Consider the following 25,463-nt stretch of genomic DNA (forward strand, 5'->3'; position numbering starts at 1 on the left):
TTTCTTTAGCTACAGTAGCCAAAGAATTGAACGCGTTCAGATCATTAACAGCCAAATCAGCCAGCATTTTACGGTTAATGTCCACGCCAGCAAGCTTCAGACCATGCATCAATTTGCTGTAAGACAGACCATTTTGACGAGCAGCCGCGTTGATACGAACGATCCACAATTTACGGAAATTACGTTTCGTATTGCGACGATCCCGGTATGCATAAACGAGGGATTTCATAACCTGCTCGTTAGCTGTTTTAAAAATGCGGTGTTTGGAACCGAAATAACCTTTCGCAAGCTTCAATACTTTTTTATGTCGACGACGAACGACAAATCCGCCTTTAACTCGTGCCATATCAAAAGACCTCCCAATAATTGTTGTTTACTATTTCAAGTTAGCCAGACCTTGCTTCAAACGTTTAACATCTCCAGGCGCCATAACTGGGCTATTGGACAATACGCGCTTCGCACGCTTGGATTTGTGGGAAAGCAAGTGGTTTTTGTAAGCTTTATAACGTTTAACTTTACCAGTACCAGTAATTTTGAAGCGGCCTTTCAGGCTGCTATGTGTTTTCATTTTAGGCATTGTAGTACTTCCTCCTCTAATTTCTCTTAGGCTTTTGGAGCCAAAATCATAATCATGCTGCGGCCTTCCAATTTCGGTTGACGTTCAATGACGCAGAGATCCGCCACTTCCACCTTCACGCGCTCCAAAATCTTCTGACCAATGCTAGCATGGGTGATTTCACGACCACGGAAACGCACGGAGCATTTCACTTTATCGCCGTCTTTCAAAAACTTAACGACATTGCGAAGCTTGGTTTGATAATCATGCTCCTCAATGTTGGCTCGGAACCATACTTCTTTGATATCCACAATTTTCTGGTTCTTACGTGCTTCCTTCTCTTTCTTCTGCTGCTCATAGCGGAATTTACCGTAGTCCATGATGCGGCATACCGGCGGTTTCGCCTGAGGGGCCACGTTCACCAGATCCAGATTGAGATCAATTGCCATTTGCAGTGCTTCACGAATCGGCTTGATCCCGATTTGTTCACCTTCGGCACCAACCAAACGTACTTCCTTGGCCCGAATCTCGTCATTGATCATATGTTCCTTACTGATAGTCCTCCACCTCCAAATTACTTGTTGTTCCTGTTTGCAAAAAAAATAAAGGGATGACGGGTTAATCACCGACATCCCTATTTGATACTCATCTCACAAATGAAGTTGAATCCATTCATTGATTTCGTGATCAAACCAGCCAACACATGTCGGTCAGGTGAGAAGCGGCGCTTCTGCTTGCAATCAGATATTCTGTTTAACAGACTAGGAAAGTATAACAGGTCATCCTATCTTCTGTCAACACAGATGGAATAAAAATTGGATTACCCTTGTTTGCTTTGAACTTCTTCAAGGCGCACAACCCGGGTATGCTCCGTATGGCTCCACTGCTTGTTGTTCTGCGTGAAGAACGCATATACCGTGATGGGATACCACGAAAGCAGGTAAATCGGGAACAGCACCAGATACAAGTACACCTTCTTGTACTTCACCTTCTCCAGAATCATCGCGATCATGAACGTGAACACATTCGCCGCGATCGCCGTAAAGCTCAGCCACAGCGGTAAGTAACCGTACAGATTCGCGATATTCGGACCATCGAAGAATGAGGTGTCAACCCAGATGACGGCCGTCAACAAGAAAGTCAGCAGCACAATATAAACGTTGACCCCGTACAATGCCAAGTCCAGCTTCACGAGGCTGCGTTCTTTAATGGCACGCCACAGCAGCGGGAAGAAATAACGGCGGGCAACCGTAAAGTGACCCTGCATCCAGCGCAGACGTTGTCTGGCTGAAGCCTTAAACGTAAGCGGCTTTTCGTCAAATACTTTCGCGTCATAGTTGAACTTCGGATACACACCGCGCATAACGCTGCGCATAGTGAACTCCAAATCCTCGACCAGACTGGTTGCGCCCCAGCCGATCTCCTTCAGGAGATTGGTCTCAAAGCACATTCCCGTACCGCCGAGAAAGTTCGCCATGTTCAGATTGCTGCGAGAAAGCTGCCACAAGCGGTTGATATACCAGTAAGACACCCCATAAGAGGCAGTGATCCAGGAATCCTCAGGGTTCTTGGTATCGATATATCCCTGGATAACTCTTGCTCCAGAGCAAAGATCATTGTTCATTTCGTTCAGGAAATTCGGATCCGCCAGATTATCCGCGTCAAACATGACGACCGCATCATACTGGCGCGGCATTGCCCAGAGCTCTTTCAGCATCCATTCGATGGCATAACCTTTGCCCCGAAGATTCTGATTCGTACGCACGCATGCGTTCATCCCGTGGGCACGGACGATCTCTGCTGTACGATCTGTACAATTGTCGCAGATGACAAATACGTCGTACAGATGTTTCGGATAATCAAGCTGTTTCAGGTTCTCCATTAATGCACCGACAACCTGTTCTTCGTTGTGCGCAGCAACTAACACTGCAAATGATTTATTGGGTTTAAAATGTTGTTTCTTTTTTCTTTTGACCAGACCAAACAAAGAGAATACGAACTGGTACACACCCACCGCGGCCAAGAATAGTTGGAGCGCGATAAAGATGGCGTCTGTCATGATTCTCCGTTACCCCCTTTTTATAACCCGAGAATGTTTGTTATTTTTTTCTCTCTAAGTTTTTCGCTTTTTTTGTTGTTGCTATGACCCTGTGACTTGTGTCTGTCCTTCTAGTAGCCTCGGTGCCGCGGGGCAACTTCGCACGTCATACACGATTTTCCACACTTTTGAATCTTTTGTCAAAACCGTGGAATGCTCTAATTTACGGAAAAACTTCGTAAAAGAGCTCAGCTTGCAATCCAGTTTGCCAGCAAGCTTCGTTTCAAACGGCTTTAGTTCTTATTTTCATCCGTTTCCTTGCTTTTTATTTCTCTTGGCTGCCCATTTTTTCTTTTTCGACTTGTCCGCCAATAAATAAACGCAACAAACACCCAAAAAGTTTTCGTTTTTTTTCATGCTCTTTCTCTAATAAACTTTTTGATGTCCGTTTGAATCATTGTAGCGGCATCTCCTACTCAAGTCAAAAGACCACGGACCCTGATTTTCTACAAAATGCGCGTCGCTGACTAACTCCTTAAGTAGCAAGGCGCCAGCGAGAATCTTGCCGAATAAAGTTTCCGTTTCCGGGACCAAAGTCCCCTAAACGCAAGTGGGGAATGGTTGATTTCTTTTCCCAAAGTCGATATGTTAAAGTTAAAGAATAACGCTGCAGAACGGGTGAAAAGTAGTGGCTAAAAAAAGAGTCTTGCTGTTATCTGAAGGGTTCGGTGCAGGCCATACACAGGCCGCTCATGCACTCTCCAGCAGCCTGCGCCAGTTATCGCCTAGCGTACAGACCAAAGTTCTCGAGCTCGGGAGCTTCTTGAACCCTAAAATTGCTCCACTGATCATTTCGGCCTACAGAAAGACGATCACAACTCGCCCGAGATTGGTCGGGTACATGTATCGCCATCAAAAGTCCTTTAACCGCTTTACGGCTTTAGCACTTCACCGAATGTTCTATACAAGCACCAAAAATGTGGTCAGACAGCTCAAACCCGACATCATTGTGTGTACCCACTTCATACCAAGTGCGGTTATCTCGCGTTTGAAGCGGCTGGGCATTGATGTGCCTCTGTGTACCGTTATAACCGATTATGATGCTCACGATACATGGATTAGTCCCGAAGTCGACCGATATTTCGTGTCCACGCCGGAAGTGAAGCGAAAGCTGCTCAATCGCGGGGTGTCCCAAGCCAAAATTCAGGTCACCGGCATTCCAATCCATCCCGACTTCTGGACGCATCCGAGCAAGAAGGAAATCAGAGAACGGTTTAATCTGTCCGATATGCCCACCGTGCTTGTGATGGGCGGAGGCTGGGGCATCATGAATGACGAAGTTGTGCATGAATTCCTAACCAGATGGCGCGAAGAAGTCCAGATTATATTTTGCCTCGGCAATAACGACAAGGGACGATACGAGCTGGAGAACAACCCTCGGTTCCAGCATCCGAACATCCGGATTTTGGGCTTTACGCGCGAGATCGACAAACTCATGGAGGTGTCGGATCTGCTCGTTACGAAGCCTGGCGGCATGACATGCACCGAAGGCCTTGCCAAAGGAATCCCGATGCTGTTCCATCAGCCTCTTCCGGGGCAGGAAGAAGAGAACTGCCAGTACTTCACGGCGCAAGGATTGGGTGAGCCTATCCACTCGCTGGAGGTTATTGGCAACTGGATGAACAAACTGCTTCATCAATATGACGTGATCCAACAGCAACGGGCGCAAAATTTGCGAGACATCGAACGATTCCATCCGATGCAAAGCGCACGCAGCATCATCGATATGCTGGAAAACGAAAAGGTGTACTCCTAAAGAGGGAGCACACCTTTTTTTACGCCGTTTTCTGTAAACATGTCATCGCAATTGATAGATTTCCTACTATTATAATAGTTGCAAACGCTATCATAGGAAGAACTCTACGTAAAGGTATTATTTACCGTATTTTTCAAGGCGATTCTTTTGGTAGGAAGCAAGTGCTTCCTTGCCGACAATGGCCTCGCAGCGATGAATCTGCATACCTTGACCAACGAATTTCGTCTCGTATTCTGTCATGACGTGCTCTTCGTTCAGCCCGTCGCGATGCAGATCCAGCGAAATATTCGTCATTTGCAAGCCATAATCGGCAAATGCATTCAGGGAGAACTCAAACAGCGTGACCGAATCGGTCTTAAAATGAATTTCCCCGCGCTCGTTCAGGATCTGGGAATACTTATCCAGAAAACGAGGATGCGTCAACCGACGGCGGGCATGCTTGGATTTTGGCCACGGATCGCTAAAGTTCAAATATAAACGTTCGATCTCGCCGGGTTCAAAGACCTGCTCGACGTTCTCGATATTAAACAGCGCCAGCTTCAGATTCGGCGGCGTATCGATACCGTCCTGAGCCCAAGCATTGCGCCCCTTTTCGCTAGCGCGACGAATCAGTTCGTCGTACATATCCACTCCGATAAAATTCACATTCTGATGCTTGTAACTCATCTGGCTTATGAATTGACCTTTGCCCATGCCGAATTCAACATGGATCGGAAGGTCATTGCCAAATAATGAAGCCCATTTCCCTCTATATTGACCGGGGTCCAAAACGACCAGGTCTTCCTGCTGCTCCAGATTTTCCCGTATACCTTTTCTTCCGCGTAAACGCATGTCATACCTCCGAAACTTTCCAAGTAAATTAGAATGATATCCCCATACTGCATTTATTGTGACGAAGTTAATCCCAAAAGTAAAGAGCCCCATAGAAAAAGGAACCTATACTCTGCTTAACGCAAAGGCTTTAGGTTCCTCTTTCTTATATTTGGAATTGGGGTTCCGCGATAGTTAAACTGTGAATAGTCTACCTTTCTTCCGACGTAAAATCAAACGTCTTCTCAAAGGCGGCCCGAATCTTGCGACGTGCCGAAGCCTTCACATCCTGGTTGGCGTTAAACTCCACGCCGGTAAGGGCTAAAGCTTCGTTCGGGGTAAGCTCCACAGCGATTTTGTCTTTACTGTCATTCTTTACTGTCGATGAATTCATTCGTAATCACCTCACGGTATTATTGTATCCATGACGTCACACAAATATGAATCCTATCCGATATATACCCATGCCAAAATTGCTTGAATCATATTTTTATTTTTCTACTTTAAATATACCAATTATATGCAATTCATTCAAGTAACAACATCTTAATTAGGCTTGAAGACCTGTATATAACGCAAAGCTTTATTTTTTGTTACAATGGACATATCTGCTTTAGTAAAAGGTAAGTAAAAACATGTATACTTTGAGGCACAGCTATACCTGTCTCTATTCATCATATGCGGCTATAAAAGGAGCACACATGAGTACATCACTTAGACCCGCCCCAACGTTATGGGGCGACAAACGATTTCATACATGGAATTACGAGATGCGCAGCGAGTTCCAGGAAAAAGTATTCAAGGTTATGCTGGATGCGGGCTTTACGTGCCCGAATCGCGACGGCACGATTGCCAAGGGCGGGTGCACCTTCTGCAGCGCTCGCGGCTCCGGTGATTTTGCCGGACGACGGCGGGATGATCTTGTTACCCAGTTCAACACCATCCGTGACCGGCAGCACCAGAAGTGGCCGAGCGCCAAATACATCGGTTATTTCCAAGCCTATACCAATACGTATGCTCCGGTCGAAGAGCTTCGGGAATACTATGAAGTCATTCTGCAGCAGCCGGGTGTTGTCGGTTTATCGATCGCTACTCGCCCCGATTGCCTGCCTGACGACGTCGTGGAATACTTGGCGGAGCTGAATGAGCGAACCTATCTCTGGGTGGAAATGGGCCTGCAAACGATCCATGATTCCACCTCTGAACTAATCAACCGGGCCCATGATACCGAATGTTATCTGGAAGCGGTCGAAAAACTGCGCAAGCATAACATCCGTGTCTGCACACACATCATATATGGCCTTCCGCAAGAGGACCATGACATGATGCTCGCTACCGGCCGGGCCGTCTCCAAGATGGATGTGCAGGGAATCAAGATCCACCTGCTGCACCTCATGCGCAAGACGCCGATGGTGAAGCAATATGAGGCTGGTCTGCTGCGGTTCCTAGAGCAGGACGAATACATCAGCCTTATCGCAGACAGTCTGGAGCTCTTGCCTCCTGAGATGATTGTTCATCGTCTGACCGGAGACGCTCCCCGGGATCTCTTGATCGGGCCGACGTGGAGTCTCAAAAAATGGGAAGTGCTTAACGGCATTGACGCCGAGCTCAAGCGCCGGGATACATGGCAGGGTAAATTGTGGGGGGGATCCTGATGGGCTTCCTCTCGGTTTTGAGTTTTGCCCACAAACTCGTGTCCGAAAGGCTGCGGCCTGGAGACATTGCGCTGGATGCGACGGCCGGAACCGGGGCCGATACGCTGTATCTAGCCAAATGCATAGGATCCAAGGGCAAGGTGTACGCTTTTGATATTCAGGAACAAGCACTGCAGCTGACTCGTGATAGGCTGGATAAGGAACCGCTAGGCACCCTTGCAAAGATTACCCTCCACCACCAGAGCCATGCGCTTATGGGAGAATGCGTACCTAAGCGCGAGCATGGCCGTATAGGTGCGATCATGTTCAATCTAGGTTACCTTCCGGCAGATTCATCAGATAAACGGATCATGACGGAAACCGCCAGCACGCTAACGGCTCTGGAGGCTGCCATCGAGCTGCTTCGCCCCGGCGGCATTATCACCATCGTGCTGTACCCTGGCCACAAGGGCGGCGATGTCGAAGCGGACGCCGTGCAGGCCTGGGCGGCGGAATTACCCCAGCACAAAGTGCAAACGATATTATATCGAGGTCTTCAGCGTTCCGAAGCGCCATATCTCATTGCACTGGAACGGAAGAAGCCGATATGATATAAGTTCTAGGAGAGGTACCGCACTTACATCCATAGAATATTCCAAACATGATGAAAGGTAGATGATTACAATGACAAAACCATATCCATTGTTGTTCCAACCCGAATTTAAAGAACGTGTGTGGGGTGGCCGTGCCCTGGAGCAATTCGGCTTGGATATTCCGGAAGGACATATCGGAGAAGGCTGGATGATCGCCGACCATCCGAACGGTACGACCAGCATTGTGAACGGTGAACTTGCCGGCCGCGGCCTGGATCAGGTTCGTGAGCAATTTGGACGGGAGTGGTTTGGCAGCAAAGGATTCTCCGAAGTTAACGGACGTTTCCCTCTGCTGATCAAGCTGCTTGACTGTAATGACAACCTCTCCGTTCAGGTCCATCCGACCGATGACTACGTGGGGCTTCCGAAAGGCGAGCTGGGCAAGACTGAAATGTGGTATGTACTGGATGCGAAGCCGGACGCCAAAATCATATACGGTCTGAAAGAAGGCGTTAGCCGCGAGACTTTGAAAGAAGCTATGGAAAACGGCACGGTTATGGACCAGCTGCAAGAAGTGTCCGTAAAAGCCGGAGATACATTCTACATACCTGCCGGTACCGTACATGCGCTGTGTGCAGGCGTTGTAGTAGCGGAAATTCAGCAAAATTCGGATACAACCTACCGGATTTTCGATTATAATCGACCAGGCCTTGACGGTAAACCGCGTGAGCTTCATATTGAAGACTCCTTGAACGTGACGGCCTATGAAGGATCGGGCGCAACCACCATGAGCACGGAAGGAACCGCGCCTGGAGAATGGCTTGAGCTTGCCAAATCTCCCTATTTTGTAGTCGAGAAAGGCGTTGTTAACGGTGCCTGGTCCTTGTCCACTTCCGCGGAAAGCTTCACAATCGTGGTGGTATGCGATGGTCAAGGAACCCTCAGCTGGGATAACGGCTCCATTGATTACACGTCCGGACAATGCTTCCTGCTGCCAGCTAACCTGGGTGCATATACACTGGATGGGCAATCTACGGTTCTTCGTTCATATCTTCCTTAAACAGGGTATAAATAATTGAGATAAACCATTCGTTTTTGTGGAGGTGTTTAGCCTGTGATGCAAACCGACACGTTTACGATGCTGAATGCGCAGGGCATGCATGTTTTTGTATATCAATGGCTGCCGGAGCCGGACCATCCCCTTCGTGCCATCGTGCAAATTGCGCATGGCATGTGCGAAACCGGCAAGCGGTACGAGGAGCTTGCCGAGTTGCTGACAGGGCACGGCTACGCCGTGTACTGCAACGACCATCGGGGTCATGGACAAACGTCGGGCCTTACGCTTCTCGGCGATCCCGGGGAAAACGGATTCGAAGGGATGATTGAAGACCAGCTGCTTCTTGCTTCCGAGCTCAAGAAGCGCCATGCCGGTGTTCCCCATTATTTGATGGGGCACAGCATGGGATCCTTCTTGACGCAAAAGATCATGTGTTCGAACGGTGAATTATTCGACGGATTCATACTGTCAGGCACCAATGGGCCCCAGGGACTGCTGACGTTCGGTATGAGCTTGGCAGCTGCACAAATGCGCATGCAAGGAGACACACACCGGAGTCTGATGCTGAACGCCATGGTGTTCGGCCCTTACAACAAAGGTTTCGGCCCTATTCGCACGCCGTTCGATTGGCTATCCCGGGATGAAGCGGAAGTAGATAAGTATATCAACGACCCCTACTGCGGCAAGGTATGCAGCGCTCGTTTCTTCCGTGATTTCTTTAAGCTGCTGTCCCAGATCCATAAACCTCAATTGATGGAATGCCTTCTAAAGGATAAGCCGATTTATATTTTCTCGGGCGAGGATGATCCGGTCGGACACCGCGGTAAAGGCGTGCGGCGGTTGATCGAATTGTACCGGAAACATGGCATTCAGGATCTTGAATACCGTTTGTATCCCGGTGGCCGCCACGAGATGCTGCATGAAATCAACCGGGATGAAGTAGCGGCACATGTTCTCGACTGGCTCGAACGGCACACATCGGGATCGCATGGGTCAGAGACACCGCAAGAGTCGGAACGGGTTATGTAAAAGAATGATGCAGGACGAATTAAAAAGGGGGCGTCTCAAGGTCAACTGACCTGGGACGCCCCCTTTGTCTGTTTTTTTATAACGCTGCGCGTACGAAGCATTCTTTCCAATCGCTGGTGCCCCCAATTAATCTGACGAGCTCCGTCAAGTAAGTTAAACTGCTTATGGGACAGAACAGCCCAATCCCTTACTCTTCCTCGCTCGGCGTGCGGTCGATGATCAGCTGCGTGACCTCGGTGTACTCGCCATGCGCCACTTCATCCTCTGTAGCCTCTTCGCGCAGATCGTCATTGGTTTCCATACCCGGTGCGACGGTGGGCTCGTCGTGCGTATCGTGTTCTTGCCCCTTCTGTTTCCCGTTCATAAACATCCCCTCCTCATCGGTTGATGCGATTAGAATACCGATACCAAGGGGGTTTTATTCCGGGACTCCAAGGATACCGTCCGTTACGATAACGAGGGGGGCATGATCACAGTTTCATTCCTATCAGTCCCTACCAATCCCTAGAAGAAAAGTATTTGCAAAACGATGGCCAAGACGCTCGCATCAAGTCCCAGTAAGGGGTTGTCCATCGTTTCCCTACTATGCCTGCTTTGCTAACTCCACAGGCATCGTGTAGTACTGCGGCTGCCCTGTTTCGTTCTGCTGGTACAATACCAGCAGCATCGTTGCATGGTCCGCGTTGTCCGGGAATCCGGTGCCACCCTGGATGGCATCGCTGAGGTTAAATGGCAGCACCTCGATCATCGCATGTTTCTGCAGATCGCGCTCCGTGATCCCCAGTTCAGCAAAACCGGCGGATAGGGCCGCAGGTTCCTCAACGATTTTGCGAACATTGGCGGTCCACTGCGCTTTATCCTGGGTATGATCCCACCATATTTTCCGAGGTTTATATTTATGGCCCAGGAAATAATCAAACTTCATGAGACCAGAGACAACGTTCATATGCGGGGTCTTCCGATCTTCAAGGAAAGCCGTTAAACGCGTAAACAGGTCCTCAAGCTGATGGCCGATTTTTTGCCAGCCCTGTCCTTCCCAGTAGTCGCCAAACTCTTGGAAGAAATCAAACGGCGACGTAAATTCATGCTTCATCAAATAATTCAGGGTATGGTCCATCCGGTGCGCATTCCAATACTTCTCCAGCACATCCTCCAGTCTCTTCAATCGTACGATATCCGAGAACGGAAGCACGTCGCTACCCAGAATCTCATAAGGAGCATGATCCATATAGGTGTAGTTATACTTGTCCGCATCGATTCGCAGCCCGGTTCCCCGCAGCATCTTCAGGAAGCCTAACTGCAGCTCCTCCGGCCCAAGCGCAAATACGTCGTTAAACGTTTTGCGGAACGTATCGTAGTCCTCTTCCGGAAGACCTGCGATCAAATCCAAATGTTGGTCGATCTTGCGGCTGTCCTTGATCATTGTCACCGTGCGTGACAGCTTGGTAAAATTCTGGCGACGCTTCACCAGCTCATTTGTCGGATCGTTGGTCGACTGCACCCCAATTTCAAACCGGAAAATGCCGGGAGGCGCATTCTTCGCCAAATAATCCAGCACTTCGGGACGCATGATATCTGCCGTGATCTCAAACTGGAATACACAGCCGCCATGGTTCTCAATCAGAAACTCGAACATTTCAAGCGCGTAATCCCGCTTAATGTTAAAGGTCCGGTCTACGAACTTGATCAATTTCGCTCCGTTCTCGATCAGGTACAGAATATCCGCCTTGGTCCGTTCAATATCGTAATAGCGAACCCCCACCTCAATGCTCGACAGGCAGAACTGGCAGCTGAAGGGACAGCCCCGGCTGGTCTCAAAATAGACAACCCGCTTCCCGAGATGCGGGATATCCTCCGGAAAACGATGCGGGGAAGGCAGCTCCGCCAGAATGCTCTTCGGTCTTCCAGGATTCACAATAATTTCGTCCTGCTTGCGGTAAGCCACGCCATAGACGAAATGATACTTTCGGTCCCCTTCAATCGTTTGCAGCAAATGGTGGAAGGTCTCCTCGCCTTCACCCATGACGATAAAGTCGACATTGTGCAGCCGTTTCATCCAATATTCCGTATCGTAGGATACTTCAGGTCCGCCCAGTATGATCGTGACCTCCGGCATAATCTTCTTCACGATATCGATCACTTTAATCGTTTCTTCAATATTCCATATATAACAAGAGAATCCGATCACATCCGGCTTGCGCTGGAACAGGTCGGAGACGATATTCATCACGGGGTCCTTAATCGTGTACTCCGTCAATTCGATATCGAAATCCTTCTCGCTGTATGCCTTCAGGCAGCGAATGGCCAAGGAGGTATGGATGTACTTGGCATTCAAGGTTGATAGTATGACTTTCATGGTAGGGTCCACTTTCCTTCTAAAATAATATAAGTTTTTGTTACCGGTTGGTTTATCTTAAGCAATCAAGCGGCAAAAAGGCTTCTGCCTGCTATGCCGGGTTATCATTCATAGTCATACAAGTCGTCACCGTCACTCGATGTGCCTTGACCATTCAGGAAGAATTCCAGGAACGGACGGCCGTATTTACGGAATTTCACTTCGCCGACCCCTTTGACATTCAGCATCTCATCCTCGCTCTGCGGGCAAACCACGCTCATCTCACGCAAAGTTGCGTCATTAAAAATGATGTAGGACGGCACATGCTCTTTGCTTGCCAGCTCACGCCGAATCAAGCGCAGCTGCTCGAACACCGTCTCGTTGACGGCTGACGGCGAATAATCGCGGCGACTGCCGCTGCGCTGGCTGCCTGCGGCTTTGGAAGGACGCGGAACACGCTGCATCACTTCGCGCTGCCCTTTTAACACGTCGGCCGCCTCGCTTTGCAGTTTCACGACAGGGTATTGGCCTTCCGTCAACGCCAGAAACCCTTCCGAGATGAGCACATTGATCGTCTCGGATATCTCCTTCTCGGTCCGATTCGCCATCACGCCATAGGTTGGAAGGCGATCAAAGCCGTACTCCAGTACTTTTTTGGCCCTTGAGCCCTTCAGCACGGAAGCGACCATGGACACGCCAAAGCGTTCGCGCATCCGGTGGATGCAGGAGAAGATTTTCTGCGCATCTACCGTGATATCGACAAGCTCCCGATCATCCGTGCAGGAGCTGCACGTACCGCAGGACTTATCTTCGTGCTCTTCCCCGAAATAATCCAGCATCGCGCTGCGCAGGCACCTTGTGGTGTAGCAGTAATCAATCATCTGCTGCAGCTTCCGGTAGTCGTTCTGCTTACGCTCTCCCTCCTGGGGATTCTGTTCGATCAGAAACTTCTGCGTCATAATATCCTGGGCGCTGAACAGCAGTATGCACTGGCTGGGCTCGCCGTCTCGTCCGGCGCGACCCGCTTCCTGCACGTAGGACTCCATATTTTTCGGCATATTGTAATGGATGACATACCGGACGTTGGATTTATCGATCCCCATGCCAAATGCGTTCGTTGCAACAATAACGCGAATATCGTCATACAGGAAGGCCTCTTGGCTCTCCGCTCGCTCCGCATCACTCATGCCGGCATGGTATCGACCCGCAAGGAGCCCCTTGGCTTGAAGGCGTTGGCATAAATCATCCACCTCTTTACGAGTGGCGGCATAGATGATGCCCGGCTGGTGGGTATGCGAGGCCGCATAGTCCAGCACGAACTCCCGCTTGTTCTCACCGCGAAGCACCGACATCTCCAGATTGTCGCGCCCAAGGCCCGTCACGAACACCTGCGGCTGCTCCAGCCGAAGCAGACGCTGCATGTCCTCCATAACTTCAGGCGTGGCCGTGGCCGTAAAGGCCGCCACAATCGGACGGTTCGGGAGACCTTTAACAAAAGGAGCCACCGAGAGATAGCTCGTCCGGAAATCATGCCCCCACTGGGATACGCAGTGAGCTTCATCGACAGCCACAATCGAAATATCGAGACCCGCCATCTCCTCCCGGAACCAATCCAGTTCAAGCCGTTCCGGGGCGACATATAACAGCTTCAGTTCTCCGCGCTTGGCCGCACGTATGCGCTCGTTCACTTCCTTGCCGCTGAGCGTGCTGTTGATATAGGCAGCGGCCACACCCGCTGTCGTAAGGGCATCCACCTGATCCTTCATTAAGGAGATCAAAGGCGATACAACCAACGTCAGACCCGGACACAGGAGCGCCGGAATCTGATAACAGATCGATTTGCCTCCGCCCGTCGGCATAATCCCGAGCGTATCCTGACCCGCTAGAAGACTGGCGACGATTTTTTTCTGACCCTCCCGAAAATCAGGATAGCCGTAATATTTCTGCAGATAATCCCGTGCTGTATCCATATTCATCGATTCTCTATCATTTGTTTCCACATTCATGGATAAAAACTCCTTAATTCACCTTGGTTTTCCGTTTCGAAAAGCCCTTATCCTTTAAGTTTAACGGCCTTTCCATGAATGGGCAACCAAATCGGGGAAGGAAATTGCATTGGGCGAGGAGAACTTCATAAATGTGGAAAAAGGGTTGCGATCATGTAGAGCCCAAAAAATGAAGTTGGTGATCCTAATGAATGACGCACATACCGAGGCCGTAAATCAAACTATTCAATATATGAAGAAGCATCTGGACGAGCCCATGACTACCGAGCAGCTCGCTGGCCTAGTGGGATATAGTCCCTTCCATTTCTCCAGAGTATTCAAACGTGTCACCGGCATATCCCTCCGGCAATACCTGTCCGCGCTCCGGGTTGAAGCCGGCAAAATCGAGCTCCTTCAAAGTCCTTCCCTGCTCGTAAAAATCGGAATGAGCATCGGTTTGGCAAGTCCCGGCACCTTCAATACCCGCTTTAAGCAATTTGTCGGCCTGTCTCCGAAAAAGTTCCGCACCACCACGGAGTCTCTTCATCGTTACGTGAATCAATATGAGCACAAGCCATTAACCTGGACAGAGGAAGAAAGGCAATCTCTGCCCCGGATTCATTGCCGGATCGAAGCTCCCGAGAGGTTTCGCGGCATGATTTACGTCGGTCTGTTTCCAAGACCCGTACCTGATCAGAAACCCGTATCCGGTACGGCTGTCCATAAGAAGCGAACCTGTATCTTAACCGGCATTCCGGTCGGTACGTATTATGTGCTGGCCGCGGGCATCCCCTGGAGCCTCAATCCGCGGGATTATTTTCTGCTGAGCAAATCCTTGCGAGGCAAGCTGGAGGATCCTGTCCATATCGACGAAGGAACCGATCTCGCCGTGAAGATTACCTTGCGCGAGCCTCTGCCCTATGACCCGCCGATTGTTGTGAATCTGCCTCTGCTCTTGTTTGAGAAGGATCGGAATAACAGCGCAAGGTAGAAGAATTTTCGAATCGCCTATCCATTTATAATGGAACTGCAAGAAGCGTTATCCAAAAAGCAATAAGCACTATATGATGGAGGATTAAACATGACCATTATTCAAGAAACCGTGATTCAGGCCGATGTGCAGCTCCTCTGGCGAGCATGGACGGAGTCTGCGAGGATAACCGAGTGGTTTGCGCCGGCTGCGGAAATTGAACCGAAGACGGGCGGAAAGTTCGAGCTTTATTTTAACCCCGCCAATCGTGAATCGATGTGCACCGCAGGATGTACTATTTTGCAGTATGATGAGCCGTGTACCCTCGTGTTTGAGTGGAAAGGACCTGATCCCTTTACGGAAACGATGAATCAGGGGGAGTTGACCGTGGTCAAGGTGTCTTTTTGGCCTGAACAGGACGGCTGTACAAGAATCACCTTGGAGCATACGGGCTGGAAGGATACCGAAGCGTCGCTGCAAGCCCGGGAATGGCATGTGGATGCATGGAAAGGCATGCTGACCAGCTTAAAATCCAGCATTGAATCCGGTGAAGGCATTCTATGCTGCCAGTAAGACAAGCCATAAACTAGAGGAGTGTATGACTATGCCAAATCTTTGCGTTTTATCAATCAATGTCAGCGATATGGATCAAGCCACGCGATTTTATTGCGACATTCTGGGATTTGAAGTTTCCGAGGTTTATGATGATCAGATCATCAGTTTGAAACATGAGGGCATGTCCCTTGTTCTGCAAAAATGCGACCGTCCTACGAGAACCGATTACCCGCATGAAGCCCAGGTTGTTATCGGACTTGAGACGGCTGATGTAAGCGCAGCGATCGCGAACTACAAATCGCAGGGCGTGGAGGTCATCTTTGATACCCCGCTGCCGTGCCCTCCCGGTCTATACAGCGCGATTCGGGACCCTTTTGGCAATGTGATCGAACTGCTGGAATTTACGGAGTAATCGTGCCGTTTGGAAGGATCATGGTTATCATCAATATGAGTGAAGTCCATATAAATGCCCGAAGGATACGCTGCATGCAGCAGGTGTCCTTCTCGTATGATAAGGTCAGCCGAGAACTCTGGTTGGCCTTTTTGAAGTTTTTGAGCCGCCAAGTCTTGTCTCTACCATTCCTGAACCATCTGTTAATGTTGAACCCGTTGCGGGTAAGAACATATTAATGTTAACCAGAAGGCGAGCATGGGCAGATTAGGAATCGTCGGTTTCGGAAATAATAGGTACTCGAACTGATATATTAACTACACAAGGGGAAATTCATATGGATATGACACCAGAAGAACGCGTTACCCTGCACGGGTTCAACAACTTGACGAAAGCGCTCAGCTTTAATATGTACGATGTCTGCTATACAAAGACTCGAGAAGAACGGGAAGCGTACTTGGAATATATTGATGAACAATATAACGCAGATCGACTCACAAAAATATTGAGCCATGTGGCCGAAATCATCGGAGCCCATGTCCTGAACATTGCCAAGCAGGATTATATCCCACAAGGCGCCAGTGTAACGGTGCTTGTATCTGAGGGCCCTGTCGTAGAGGTTCCGGAGGAATCCTATGACGAATCGCCGGGTCCGCTGCCGGATAACGTCATCCTGCAGCTCGACAAGAGCCACATTACCGTCCATACGTATCCGGAATTCCATCCGGATGAGGGAATCAGCACCTTCCGGGCCGATATCGACGTGTCGACCTGCGGGGAGATTTCACCGCTTAAAGCCCTAAATTACCTGATCCACTCCTTTGATACGGATATTATGACAATCGACTATAAAATCCGGGGCTTCACGAGAGATATTCACGGACACAAGCTGTTTATCGACCATGAGATCAGCTCCATTCAGAACTATATTCCGGACGAAGCCAAGGATCTGTTCGATATGATTGATGTCAACGTATACAAGGAAAACATCTTCCACACCAAGTGTAAGCTGAAGCAGTTTGATCTGGACAATTATCTGTTCGGTTATACTAAGGATAAGCTATCCGATGCCGAGCAGCAGAAAATAACCGAGCGCATCAAACTCGAGATGGACGAAATCTATTACGGTAAAAACATGGACCGCAGCTACTGATGACGGGCTCCCGATGTGATGCCATCAACATGTGCTGCTTCTATACAAGGAATATGAATGAATCAAAATCAGGCTGGGCTCATAGGAGCCCGGCCTGATGTGCAACTTCTATCGCTTCGTCCCGGTTGCGGACGCCCAGCTTGGCATACAAGGTTGAAGAATAGTTCCGTACAGTCCCGTCTGACAGATACAATTTCATTGCAATCGCCTTGTACCGCAAGCCTTGGGAGAGATACTTCAGCACCTCAATCTCCCTTGGTGTCAGATCATAGGACTTCAGCAGTGGAGACAACCCTGGATCGGCTTCAATGACGGATGCAGTACCACCCTCTTCCTTCATGAAATCACCCACTTCACCATCGAAAAGCTTAGCCGAGATCGCCGGATTCATCAAAGTTCCGCCACGATACACGATTCGTATGTTCTCGGCAAGCTCACGCGGCTCCATCGACTTCAGCAAATAACCGTCCGCTCCGCTTCGCATAACCTCCGCAGCTTTTCCCCTCTGCTCAAATGTGGTGAATATGATAACCTTCACTAACGGCCAACGTTGTTTGATCAACTTCGTCGCTGTAATGCCATCCATCACGGGCATCTCCAGATCCATGAGCACCAGCTGGGGGTTAAGCTTCTCACACAAGTCCAAGGCATGTTCCCCATGTTCAGCACATCCTACCACCTCAAGATCCTTCTCCGATTCCAGGATGATGCCGAGACTCTCCGTGATAAAAGGTTCATTATCCACCAATAAAAGTCGGATGACTTCATCTGCAGGCTCCGAAATTCTAGGCAAGCTGCAGGTCACAACGGTTCCTGCCTCAGGAGTCGAATAAATCGAAACTTGGCCTTGAAGGCGATAGGCCCTTTCCTTCATGGCGCTTAAACCGAAACCTTCCTGGATTTGCCCGGTTCCAATACCGTTATCCAGAATTTCAAGCCGGGTCTGCTGCAATTCGAATTGAAGCATAGCATCAATCCTCGTCGCATTACCATGACGCGCACTATTCGTTAGGGACTCCTGGAGACAACGATAGAAGGTCATTTGGGCCTGCCGGGATACTGGGTACTCTTCACCAAGCACTCTAAGTCCTACCCTTACCCCTGTGTTTTGCTCGAAATCCTCCGCTACCTGTCTCAATGACTGCACCAAAGAAAGCTGCTCTTGCGGTGAATCCAGCTCATGCAAATACCCTCTGACCTCATCCAGGCTTCTCCGCGTCAGCTCCAGCAGATTGGACAGCTTACGCTGAGCAGCTGCATCTGTTTCCGTAGAACGAAGCGATTCCAAGCCCATAATGACCGCCGTATACGTATGGCCCATCGTATCATGCAGTTCCTTGGACACGCGTTCCCGTTCTTCCAACAGCGTGACTCGTTCGACCTGAGATAAATACTGCTCTAATATCGTATTATGTGTTCGAATGCTTTCATTCTGGCGATAGTTGGCCATCAACAGATGAAAGGCAAATCCTAACGCAAACGCAAAGGCAACATGCTCCATCATCAGTATTAAATCCGTTGATGGGGCATTCAGCTTGATCAGTATTGGAACCAAGATGGCCGCAAGGGGGCCTGTCCATCTGTACGTAGTTCCATAGCTGTTCGCAGCCATCAGAAAAGCCGGAATGATAAACGACAAGTAAGCCTCCGGGAATAAGGAAGTCAAATAAACGGCGATTCCGCCTGATAATAAGATCTCGGTAATCAAATATGCTTTATGATTTAGAAGCAGACACAGCCAGGGGATCGAGAATGCTGCCAATTCCCACATGATGACCATCCATAACTCTGCGGTAAGCTGGTGCCTGAACTCTATAAACGCAAAGATCAGAGAGATGCAGCCCATCATGCGAATAAAGAGCATAGCCCAGTCGCACCACTTCCATTGTTTCACGATATCAAACAAAAGCTTTCACTCCCTACAGTTCCTTCACGGTTCCTCCCTAATATGACACGGCCCTCACAGTGTGTCTACCTCCAAACCGAAAACATCCACTGCGTGTACCGGCCTGTCCATCTCGCCGCTCCCTTAGCCGCCCATGACCCTGCATAAGCAAACAGAACGCCGACGACCATCATAAGCAGTGACTTGGGCAAGGTATCAATGCGAATCGGCCCCATGTTGATATCCACAAAGGAACTGAACCATGGTGCCAATATCCATAGAATGGGAACGATAAAAAAGATAACAGCACCGAACAAACTAACGATGCCAATGATAAACTTCAGCATGAGCACCGACACGGCCTTCCAATTTCGGATGTCCGATAGCTCCACTTTAGCCTGACTCCAGTAGGAGCCGGATGAGGTTCTTTTCATAACAGGTTCGATCGTTATGTCCGTATAGAACTTCGCCTGAATCCGATCATAATTCATGAAGGTCCACGACGTTCGCATAACAAAGGTAAGAACCGGTATCCCGATCAGGGTGAAACTCATGCTAAAGCCAAATACAAGGCCTACAAGATAGAAACAAAAGTAAAACACCCCGGTTCCAAACGTCAGCATCAAAAAACAAAAGTTCAACAGGTACTCCCTCAGCCATTTCCTCATAGATTAGACTCCTTTCATGCCCTCATGACCTTGATATTCCTGTATCCTACTGCACTTATTGTCATGTGCAACAGTGTCAAAATGTCATATGACACGCCTGATTATTAGGCCTTGTACTTGTGGGTACAAGTTTTTTTTGATCTTCTCTTTTTATGTATGGATACCGGAATAAACTCTGTTTTTTAAATCAAATGGCCTGTTTTTTGTATGTTGTCATCCTCTAATGTTCCATACAATGAAAGTGATTTTCCAATCGCTTCAAATTCCATCCAGGAAGGAGGATCCCTCACCCTTTTATGAAAGCGCATACGGAATACTGTGTGTCAGCATCCAAACCATGATAGGAAAGGTGGCTGAACATGAAGAATGGAAGTAAAATCGGCTTGATCCGCAAGTTGCTGGCAGCAGCTCTTGTATTTCCCATGATGATCGCCGCGAGCAGCGGAGGTTTTGCCGCACCCTTATATGAAGCAGAAGGCCCTGCGCAGAAGGCCAATACGAAAGCCGGCCGCGTTCAATTGGAGTATTTGGATAGGGGCATTGTATCCGCCTCCACTTCGGAGGGCATTTTCCTAAGCTGGCGCTTGCTTGCCGGAGAAGTAACCGGATATGGTGATCAAGGACTGACGCCTGTGAGCATCGTTTTTGCGAAAAAGCCGCTGCCAGATTCAGATTACTTCTGATCTGCAGGCGGCTTTTCTTATAACGGTGCTATTAAAATTGAACCGAAAATCCGTTGAACCGGTGAATGCCCGTTCCAAATCGGACAAGGTCTTTTTCCCGCAGCTCTTGCACGGCTTCTTTTACCACGGACAGCAATGCCGGATCCAGCCCAAGCGTATTGTGAGAACCGTAGATTCGCTTTACACCATCGATATTCGCTATCCGCTCCAGAGAGTTTACGAGATCTTCCGGACTTGTCGTTGGATAAAAAGCATATACCGGCGTCTCATCATACAACAAATCCCCTGTGAACAAATAACCTCGGTTTATATCAAATACCGCAATATGTCCGGGAGAATGGCCCGGTGTGTGGTAAATGACCAAACTCCGCCCGCCCAGCTCGATGACATCTGTATCCCGGAGAATACCGGCCGGCTGGCCCTGATAAGGGGTATAGGTTGCCGGATCGAAGGAAGACGGTACAGGTCTCGTGATATCGCGTGATATGTCCTTGCGGATTTGTTCAATAGAAAGCTTCTTAATCCCGCTAACGAGCCAGTCCTCCTCTGCCTCATGTACATAAATCTCCCCGTACTGCCCATGACTGCCGATATGATCTGCGTGAACATGCGTGGTTAGCACCATAATAGGTAAATCCGTCAGTTGATCCGTCATCCGTCTCATGTTGTCGATGCCAAGTCCCGTATCGATCAATGCGGCTCGCTCGCTTCCTATCAACAGAAACGAATGCACCTTCTCCCAATGTCCGTATTCGCTGACCGCAAATGTGCTCTCATCCAGCTGCGATACGGTAAACCATGCATCATCGATAACGACGTTGTATTGATTATTCTCCATATGTAATTACTCCCCCATCAAGGATTATCGAATGGTGATATCCTCCTGATCATCTTGAAATGCGATCAACGACATATAGTAATTCTTCTCTTCTGCGGACAAAGGCGCACTGTCTGTTTCGGCCGTCTCCATCGTGAAGTGTTTATTCATGAGCTGCTTGAACTCGTCCACAAAAGCATGGAAGCTCTCCTTCGTTGCGTGAAAGCGGTAGGTTCCTGCAATGTTTTTTCGATGTTGTTCGCTCGCGCTGTCCAATGCAAAAGAAGAAGCCGGTGCGCTCTCAATCTTCGTTCGGGTAACATCGAGTGTCTCCATAAATACCTGTCTGGACGTTTCTACCAAATCCAGGCTTGGCAGCAAATGATCTTCCGGTATGAAGCGGCTTGCGACGGCGCGATAGTATTTCTGCACGATACCGTTCTTCTCTTCCTTCCGGACCACATGAATGATGCCGTGCTTCTCCAACTCTTTCAGATGAAAGTAAATATTGTTCCGCGTAATGTCCAGTATCTCGGCTAGCTGCTGTCCGGTGTAGGCATCCTTCACGAGATTCATCAGTATCTTGGTACGCAGTGGATCGGCAATCGCTTTGAGCTGCTCATGGGTTTTAATTCTATAGACACCTGTCATTTTTATTTTAACACCTCCATACATTTTACCGGTAAAATTATTTTTACTGTCGTTCATTTCATCCTATCATGACTTCTATACGTGGGTCAATCATGCTGCTCCTACGATTTACGGTTATACGCAAACCAGAAACCGAGTACGAGTCAACGATGATATAATTAGGCAATACTGTTAAATAGAATGAAGGAAATCACGCTGAGAGGTCCCTGCTTATAGCACAACAAGCATGTTCCCCTTAAACAGCTAAATTATGATATATTATCCACAATCGTATGTACGACATTATGATGTTCAAAGGATGTGCCTCATGTTTGACCCGACGATATTCGAAAATTTAAAGGTTGGCATCGAGAATGCGGTCTATGACCTCGACAACCTCGATGAAATCATTCGTGTTACCGACAGGAAGGATCTCCTGGATATGGCCACGTTGTCCAGAAGTTTTAGTCTCCGGTTCGAGCTGACTACGCCATCCACAACTTCAGCCGAAATTTGCTTGGAGACCGGGCTCCGGGATTTGGCGGCCGAGATCTTGGAAATTCCGGAAGGTCAGCCGGCCTGCGAGCTAAAGCTCCGCTTTCATATAAACATCGCTGATGCTTCCATAGCGTGTCCGGCTATCGCCCAGATCATGAAGGAGATATGGAATCCGGAGCTTCCCCCGCTGCAAACGATCCGGTATACCTACAGCGATGATGCGGTATCGCTGCATAATACGATCGAGCTTCGCTTTCCTCGTAGGATCAACGAAGAACAGATGGGAGATATCCCGAATATCTTGGAGTTCATGCTTCGTACGCTGGGAGAATTAGACCGGTTATAGCCCCCAGATAAAGATAACGGTGATATCTAGTAAAGAAGCCTGCCCGCTATCATAGCGGACAGGCTTCTTCGACTTATATTATGTTAAGCAACAACCAACCGGATCCAGATGTCCGAGGGATCTTGAACGGCCCAGACGCCCTCGCGCTGTTCCAGACGCAGCCCCGCCTCACGAACACGCCCGGTTACCGCCTCAAGCTCCTCATGGCTCGGAAGCTCAATCGTATAATCTTCCATACCCGCAGCGCTCCTTGGCGTGTTCGGTACACCGATCCCTGCCCAAACATTGAGCCCGATATGGTGATGGTATCCTCCTGCGGATATAAACAACGCAGCGCCGCCATAATGGGCTGTCAACTCAAAACCAAGAACATCGCAATAAAATACGCGGGCATCATGCAGATTAGACACGTGGAAATGCACATGCCCGATAACCGTCTCTTCGGGAAGTCCATACCATTCCCTGTCCTTGGAGAGAGCCAGCAGTCCCTCTACATCAACGGGATCTGTGGTCATCACATATTCCCCTTTGGCATCACGCTTCCAGGTATCCCTTGGTCGGTCGGCATAAATCTCGATGCCGTTCCCGTCCGGATCATTAATGTACAATGCTTCGCTGACCAGATGATCGCCTTGGCCGACAGGAATGTTATGCTTGATCAGGTTGGCAAGCGCAAGCCCGAGCGATTCCCGATTCGGAACCAGGATCGCAAAATGGTATAGACCTGCCGTCCGAGTCTGCGGTCTCACCAGATCTTGAACCTCCTCTATAATCAGCAGCGGCTGCTTGCCGTCTGCCGTCAATTCGGCAACACGGCCATGCTGGCGAAGCATTTTCAAACCGACGACTTCCGTATAAAAGCGTACGGATTGTGCCAGATTACTGATCCGCAGAGAGACCGGTCCGAGCTTTGTGGATGGATGTATAATAGCTGTCATATTCTCACTCCTTGAATGTTGTTGTTGGTTTTGTTCATAACATATATTCAAACTAACGATAGGCTAAACTTGTAATCAAATCAGTTACATCTTACTTGTAATCATTATAGTTACAGGACATCCTTGTTGTCAAATCCAGTAATTTACAAGTAAATCGAAAAGCCGCCAACGTTTAACCAAAAGAAAACGCCCATCCTGCATAGGATCGAGCGTGTGATTTTCACTTATTCACTTGATGTTCCATTCGCAGAGGCACAAATTTTCCGGACGATTTCTTCCAGATTGACCTCATGCAGCGTGTTCTCCATGGCCTTCTGAGCAGCTGAAAAAACCGGAACGATCGCCGTTTGAATATGTTTGCCAACAGGACATTTTGTGTCCGAATTCTCATGAATGCCAAACAGGGAATCCTCCTGCACGACATGAACGGCATGATAAATATCCAGCAGCGTAATCTCGGACGGATGCTTTGCCAGCTTCGATCCCGCTACGCCAGGTTTAACCTCAACCAGGCCCGCTTTGTTCAGCATGCCGACAATACGCCGGATAACCACCGGATTCGTGTTCACACTCTCCGCGATATAATCTGATGTGCTGACGCCAGCCTTATTCATCTCCAACACGGAGAGAATATGAATGGCCACTGCAAATCGGCTGCTTATGTTCATGTGACCCCTCCTGACGGACCAAATCTTCAGATGACTAGCATGTAACCATCATAGTTACATTAGACCCTAAAGTCAACGGTTAAGCCGCCGTTATGTGAGCCAAAATCAGGTATTAATTATACAAATTCAAAAATATATATGGGATTTAATGTAATTTTATGTTGATTTTCCTGAGCTTTTCACTATAATGATCACAACATGTATTGGTAAAATCACCCTATTTAAACATAATCCAGCATCCCTGCATGATCCCAAAACATTCAAGGAGGAAATCCATGGATCCCAGCCAAAACCGAAACGAAACGTATTCTATCAGACGTCCTCGAAAGCCTAAACGCCATATCAAACTCAAAAAATGGATAGGAATATCCTTATCTATACTAATTCTCTTAGGCGGACTAGGCTATATTTTCAGAAAAGAACTGTCCTGGATGGCTTTTCAGGCATTTTTCGCGAAAGATATCAAACATACGCTAGACCATTCCTACAAACCTGTTGGTAATCCTGATTCGCCCAAGCCTGCTGCGGAGGCAACAAAGCCATTCTCGGTTTTGCTTCTGGGCGTTGATCAACGCGAGGACGAGCCTGCCCGCTCCGACACGATCATCTACTCTGTCATCCGACCTGACCTTAATAAAATATTGCTTGTCTCCATTCCCAGGGATACCTACACGGAAGTGATCGGCAGGGGAGTCACCTCCAAAATCAACTCAGCTTACGCCCACGGCGGCGCGAAAATGGCCATTGATACGGTTGAGCATCTGTTTCAGCACCCTGTCGATTATTATGCAGCCATCAATTTCCACGGATTAACGGATATCGTCAATGCATTGGATGGGATTAAACTCCCCATCGATAAAGTTATCGAGAACAAAAGCGCCAATCATATCAAATTGCGGATCGAGCCCAACAAGCCGATTTACGATGGAACAGAGGCATTAAATTATGTCAGGTACCGGGAAGATTCGGATTTCAACCGCACCATGCGCCAGCGCATATTCCTCAATTCCTTAATGGATCGGGTATTTGAATTGAAAAATATAACCAAGATCCCGGAGTTGATTCGTATCGGAGGCAGCAATCTTACGTTGGACTTAAACTCCGAATTCATTCTCAAACTGGCCGAAAACCTATTTTTTAACGACTCCCCGCCTACGTTTGAGAATTACATGCTGAAGGGAAAAGACTTAGTGATCCGCGGCGGTTACTTTTATGATCCGGACGATTCGGACGTCCAGTATATTCAGGAACTGCTCGCCAACTGGTCCGATGAAGAGACCAAACTGGAAGATTTGATGATCCCAGGTACGAAGTAAAGCTGATCGCTCGAGGTTAGGTGAATCGCCTGACTAGAAGGTGAAGCTTGATATGAAAAAAAGCCAATCCATGATAAAAAGCCTCTCTTTCG

27 protein-coding genes are annotated in these 25,463 nt (G+C 48.7%); 12 read left to right on the plus strand and 15 right to left on the minus strand.

Going from position 1 to position 25,463, the window contains the following annotated elements; all coding sequences use genetic code 11:
* The 4 genes from rplT to CRG97_RS26180 form a co-directional block, all read right to left on the minus strand.
* On the minus strand, positions 1-346 hold a 346-nt coding region (gene rplT / locus CRG97_RS26165), incomplete at its 3' end, for a 50S ribosomal protein L20 (RefSeq protein ID WP_098748579.1).
* 30 nt (positions 347-376) lie between these two features.
* A complete protein-coding gene (gene rpmI, locus CRG97_RS26170) occupies positions 377-577 on the minus strand; it encodes a 50S ribosomal protein L35 (protein WP_007127239.1) in 201 nt (66 codons plus the stop codon).
* A gap of 26 nt (positions 578-603) precedes the next feature.
* A complete protein-coding gene (gene infC / locus CRG97_RS26175) occupies positions 604-1,098 on the minus strand; it encodes a translation initiation factor IF-3 (protein ID WP_114149316.1) in 495 nt (164 codons plus the stop codon).
* A gap of 278 nt (positions 1,099-1,376) precedes the next feature.
* Positions 1,377-2,615, minus strand: a complete 1,239-nt coding sequence (locus tag CRG97_RS26180; RefSeq protein WP_098748580.1) for a glycosyltransferase family 2 protein — start codon at positions 2,613-2,615, stop codon at positions 1,377-1,379.
* 667 nt (positions 2,616-3,282) lie between these two features.
* Here CRG97_RS26180 and CRG97_RS26185 point away from each other — a divergent pair.
* Entirely contained in the window at positions 3,283-4,410 is a 1,128-nt protein-coding gene (locus tag CRG97_RS26185) for an MGDG synthase family glycosyltransferase (RefSeq protein ID WP_098748581.1), read from the plus strand.
* Between the two features lie 117 nt (positions 4,411-4,527).
* Here the strand turns inward: CRG97_RS26185 and trmB are convergent, their stop codons facing one another.
* Positions 4,528-5,241 (minus strand): tRNA (guanosine(46)-N7)-methyltransferase TrmB, encoded by a 714-nt coding sequence (gene trmB, locus CRG97_RS26190; protein ID WP_098748582.1) that lies wholly within the window; start codon positions 5,239-5,241, stop codon positions 4,528-4,530.
* Between the two features lie 190 nt (positions 5,242-5,431).
* Positions 5,432-5,614 carry a hypothetical protein gene (locus CRG97_RS26195; protein WP_098748583.1) on the minus strand — a complete coding sequence of 61 codons (183 nt, stop codon included), beginning with the start codon at positions 5,612-5,614 and terminating at the stop codon, positions 5,432-5,434.
* A gap of 307 nt (positions 5,615-5,921) precedes the next feature.
* Between CRG97_RS26195 and mnmL the strand changes: the two genes are divergently transcribed.
* The 4 genes from mnmL to CRG97_RS26215 all read left to right on the plus strand — a co-directional run bounded on the left by mnmL (position 5,922) and on the right by CRG97_RS26215 (position 9,533).
* Positions 5,922-6,875, plus strand: a complete 954-nt coding sequence (gene mnmL, locus CRG97_RS26200) for a tRNA modification radical SAM protein MnmL/YtqA (protein ID WP_098748584.1) — start codon at positions 5,922-5,924, stop codon at positions 6,873-6,875.
* Positions 6,875-7,465, plus strand: coding sequence for a tRNA 5-(aminomethyl)-2-thiouridylate-methyltransferase MnmM (gene mnmM / locus CRG97_RS26205; protein WP_098748585.1), 591 nt, complete (start codon positions 6,875-6,877; stop codon positions 7,463-7,465). Before mnmL ends, mnmM begins: the two co-directional genes overlap by 1 nt.
* Positions 7,466-7,538: 73 nt before the next feature.
* Complete coding sequence (locus CRG97_RS26210) at positions 7,539-8,507, plus strand: type I phosphomannose isomerase catalytic subunit (protein ID WP_098748586.1); 969 nt, start codon at positions 7,539-7,541, stop codon at positions 8,505-8,507.
* A gap of 57 nt (positions 8,508-8,564) precedes the next feature.
* Positions 8,565-9,533, plus strand: coding sequence for an alpha/beta fold hydrolase (locus CRG97_RS26215; RefSeq protein ID WP_202619005.1), 969 nt, complete (start codon positions 8,565-8,567; stop codon positions 9,531-9,533).
* Between the two features lie 187 nt (positions 9,534-9,720).
* On the opposite strand, the gene CRG97_RS33380 is transcribed toward CRG97_RS26215, so the two are convergent.
* From CRG97_RS33380 to recQ, 3 genes are all read right to left on the minus strand, one after another.
* Positions 9,721-9,897, minus strand: coding sequence for a hypothetical protein (locus CRG97_RS33380; protein ID WP_202619002.1), 177 nt, complete (start codon positions 9,895-9,897; stop codon positions 9,721-9,723).
* Positions 9,898-10,116: 219 nt separating this feature from the next.
* Entirely contained in the window at positions 10,117-11,889 is a 1,773-nt protein-coding gene (locus CRG97_RS26220) for a B12-binding domain-containing radical SAM protein (protein WP_098748588.1), read from the minus strand.
* 104 nt (positions 11,890-11,993) lie between these two features.
* Positions 11,994-13,874: a DNA helicase RecQ gene (gene recQ, locus CRG97_RS26225; protein ID WP_076324552.1), complete on the minus strand. Its 1,881-nt coding sequence runs from the start codon at positions 13,872-13,874 to the stop codon at positions 11,994-11,996.
* Positions 13,875-14,061: 187 nt separating this feature from the next.
* Here recQ and CRG97_RS26230 point away from each other — a divergent pair, with 187 nt between their 5' ends.
* The 4 genes from CRG97_RS26230 (at position 14,062) to speD (ending at position 16,922) form a co-directional block, all read left to right on the plus strand.
* Positions 14,062-14,844 (plus strand): AraC family transcriptional regulator, encoded by a 783-nt coding sequence (locus CRG97_RS26230; RefSeq protein WP_098748681.1) that lies wholly within the window; start codon positions 14,062-14,064, stop codon positions 14,842-14,844.
* A 90-nt stretch (positions 14,845-14,934) separates the two neighbouring features.
* On the plus strand, positions 14,935-15,396 hold the full coding sequence (locus CRG97_RS26235) for an SRPBCC family protein (RefSeq protein WP_098748589.1): 462 nt from the start codon (positions 14,935-14,937) through the stop codon (positions 15,394-15,396).
* Between the two features lie 31 nt (positions 15,397-15,427).
* The gene (locus CRG97_RS26240; protein ID WP_098748590.1) at positions 15,428-15,790 is read left to right on the plus strand and encodes a VOC family protein; all 363 of its coding nucleotides are present in this window, start codon (positions 15,428-15,430) and stop codon (positions 15,788-15,790) included.
* Between the two features lie 316 nt (positions 15,791-16,106).
* Positions 16,107-16,922 (plus strand): adenosylmethionine decarboxylase, encoded by an 816-nt coding sequence (gene speD / locus CRG97_RS26245; RefSeq protein ID WP_098748591.1) that lies wholly within the window; start codon positions 16,107-16,109, stop codon positions 16,920-16,922.
* A gap of 79 nt (positions 16,923-17,001) precedes the next feature.
* Here speD and CRG97_RS26250 read toward each other — a convergent pair whose 3' ends face one another.
* Positions 17,002-18,828, minus strand: a complete 1,827-nt coding sequence (locus CRG97_RS26250; protein WP_098748592.1) for a helix-turn-helix transcriptional regulator — start codon at positions 18,826-18,828, stop codon at positions 17,002-17,004.
* Positions 18,829-18,893: 65 nt separating this feature from the next.
* Complete coding sequence (locus tag CRG97_RS26255; protein WP_098748593.1) at positions 18,894-19,475, minus strand: sensor domain-containing protein; 582 nt, start codon at positions 19,473-19,475, stop codon at positions 18,894-18,896.
* A gap of 359 nt (positions 19,476-19,834) precedes the next feature.
* On the opposite strand from CRG97_RS26255, the gene CRG97_RS26260 reads away from it, so the two are divergent.
* Positions 19,835-20,158 (plus strand): rhamnogalacturonan endolyase family protein, encoded by a 324-nt coding sequence (locus CRG97_RS26260; protein ID WP_481856219.1) that lies wholly within the window; start codon positions 19,835-19,837, stop codon positions 20,156-20,158.
* Positions 20,159-20,189: 31 nt separating this feature from the next.
* Here the strand turns inward: CRG97_RS26260 and CRG97_RS26265 are convergent, their stop codons facing one another.
* Positions 20,190-20,996 (minus strand): MBL fold metallo-hydrolase, encoded by an 807-nt coding sequence (locus CRG97_RS26265; protein WP_098748594.1) that lies wholly within the window; start codon positions 20,994-20,996, stop codon positions 20,190-20,192.
* A gap of 24 nt (positions 20,997-21,020) precedes the next feature.
* Complete coding sequence (locus CRG97_RS26270) at positions 21,021-21,626, minus strand: winged helix-turn-helix domain-containing protein (protein WP_098748595.1); 606 nt, start codon at positions 21,624-21,626, stop codon at positions 21,021-21,023.
* A gap of 307 nt (positions 21,627-21,933) precedes the next feature.
* Here CRG97_RS26270 and CRG97_RS26275 point away from each other — a divergent pair, with 307 nt between their 5' ends.
* Positions 21,934-22,449 (plus strand): hypothetical protein, encoded by a 516-nt coding sequence (locus CRG97_RS26275; protein WP_098748596.1) that lies wholly within the window; start codon positions 21,934-21,936, stop codon positions 22,447-22,449.
* Positions 22,450-22,532: 83 nt separating this feature from the next.
* Here CRG97_RS26275 and CRG97_RS26280 read toward each other — a convergent pair whose 3' ends face one another.
* Positions 22,533-23,387, minus strand: coding sequence for a VOC family protein (locus tag CRG97_RS26280; RefSeq protein WP_098748597.1), 855 nt, complete (start codon positions 23,385-23,387; stop codon positions 22,533-22,535).
* A 224-nt stretch (positions 23,388-23,611) separates the two neighbouring features.
* Entirely contained in the window at positions 23,612-24,055 is a 444-nt protein-coding gene (locus CRG97_RS26285) for an Rrf2 family transcriptional regulator (protein ID WP_098748598.1), read from the minus strand.
* A 275-nt stretch (positions 24,056-24,330) separates the two neighbouring features.
* Between CRG97_RS26285 and CRG97_RS26290 the strand changes: the two genes are divergently transcribed.
* Positions 24,331-25,371: an LCP family protein gene (locus CRG97_RS26290; RefSeq protein WP_098748599.1), complete on the plus strand. Its 1,041-nt coding sequence runs from the start codon at positions 24,331-24,333 to the stop codon at positions 25,369-25,371.
* The last annotated feature ends 92 nt before the right edge of the window (positions 25,372-25,463 follow it).

Origin of the sequence: Paenibacillus sp. EZ-K15 (assembly GCF_002573715.1) — a bacterium.
In the GTDB taxonomy this organism is placed as follows: domain Bacteria; phylum Bacillota; class Bacilli; order Paenibacillales; family Paenibacillaceae; genus Paenibacillus_AQ.

Coding starts and splice junctions, on each gene's coding strand:
- mnmL (WP_098748584.1), top strand. CDS start 5,922: ATGAGTACATCACTTAGACCCGCCCCAACGTTATGGGGCGACAAACGA.
- CRG97_RS26230 (WP_098748681.1), top strand. CDS start 14,062: ATGAATGACGCACATACCGAGGCCGTAAATCAAACTATTCAATATATG.
- CRG97_RS26255 (WP_098748593.1), bottom strand. CDS start 19,475: ATGAGGAAATGGCTGAGGGAGTACCTGTTGAACTTTTGTTTTTTGATG.
- CRG97_RS26180 (WP_098748580.1), bottom strand. CDS start 2,615: ATGACAGACGCCATCTTTATCGCGCTCCAACTATTCTTGGCCGCGGTG.
- CRG97_RS26280 (WP_098748597.1), bottom strand. CDS start 23,387: ATGACAGCTATTATACATCCATCCACAAAGCTCGGACCGGTCTCTCTG.
- CRG97_RS26290 (WP_098748599.1), top strand. CDS start 24,331: ATGGATCCCAGCCAAAACCGAAACGAAACGTATTCTATCAGACGTCCT.
- CRG97_RS26260 (WP_481856219.1), top strand. CDS start 19,835: ATGAAGAATGGAAGTAAAATCGGCTTGATCCGCAAGTTGCTGGCAGCA.
- CRG97_RS26220 (WP_098748588.1), bottom strand. CDS start 11,889: ATGAAAGTCATACTATCAACCTTGAATGCCAAGTACATCCATACCTCC.
- recQ (WP_076324552.1), bottom strand. CDS start 13,874: ATGAATGTGGAAACAAATGATAGAGAATCGATGAATATGGATACAGCA.
- CRG97_RS26210 (WP_098748586.1), top strand. CDS start 7,539: ATGACAAAACCATATCCATTGTTGTTCCAACCCGAATTTAAAGAACGT.
- CRG97_RS26265 (WP_098748594.1), bottom strand. CDS start 20,996: ATGGAGAATAATCAATACAACGTCGTTATCGATGATGCATGGTTTACC.
- infC (WP_114149316.1), bottom strand. CDS start 1,098: ATGATCAATGACGAGATTCGGGCCAAGGAAGTACGTTTGGTTGGTGCC.
- CRG97_RS26195 (WP_098748583.1), bottom strand. CDS start 5,614: ATGAATTCATCGACAGTAAAGAATGACAGTAAAGACAAAATCGCTGTG.
- mnmM (WP_098748585.1), top strand. CDS start 6,875: ATGGGCTTCCTCTCGGTTTTGAGTTTTGCCCACAAACTCGTGTCCGAA.
- rpmI (WP_007127239.1), bottom strand. CDS start 577: ATGCCTAAAATGAAAACACATAGCAGCCTGAAAGGCCGCTTCAAAATT.
- CRG97_RS26285 (WP_098748598.1), bottom strand. CDS start 24,055: ATGAACATAAGCAGCCGATTTGCAGTGGCCATTCATATTCTCTCCGTG.
- trmB (WP_098748582.1), bottom strand. CDS start 5,241: ATGCGTTTACGCGGAAGAAAAGGTATACGGGAAAATCTGGAGCAGCAG.
- CRG97_RS26215 (WP_202619005.1), top strand. CDS start 8,565: ATGCAAACCGACACGTTTACGATGCTGAATGCGCAGGGCATGCATGTT.
- CRG97_RS26240 (WP_098748590.1), top strand. CDS start 15,428: ATGCCAAATCTTTGCGTTTTATCAATCAATGTCAGCGATATGGATCAA.
- speD (WP_098748591.1), top strand. CDS start 16,107: ATGGATATGACACCAGAAGAACGCGTTACCCTGCACGGGTTCAACAAC.
- CRG97_RS26275 (WP_098748596.1), top strand. CDS start 21,934: ATGTTTGACCCGACGATATTCGAAAATTTAAAGGTTGGCATCGAGAAT.
- CRG97_RS26270 (WP_098748595.1), bottom strand. CDS start 21,626: ATGACAGGTGTCTATAGAATTAAAACCCATGAGCAGCTCAAAGCGATT.
- CRG97_RS26235 (WP_098748589.1), top strand. CDS start 14,935: ATGACCATTATTCAAGAAACCGTGATTCAGGCCGATGTGCAGCTCCTC.
- CRG97_RS33380 (WP_202619002.1), bottom strand. CDS start 9,897: ATGAACGGGAAACAGAAGGGGCAAGAACACGATACGCACGACGAGCCC.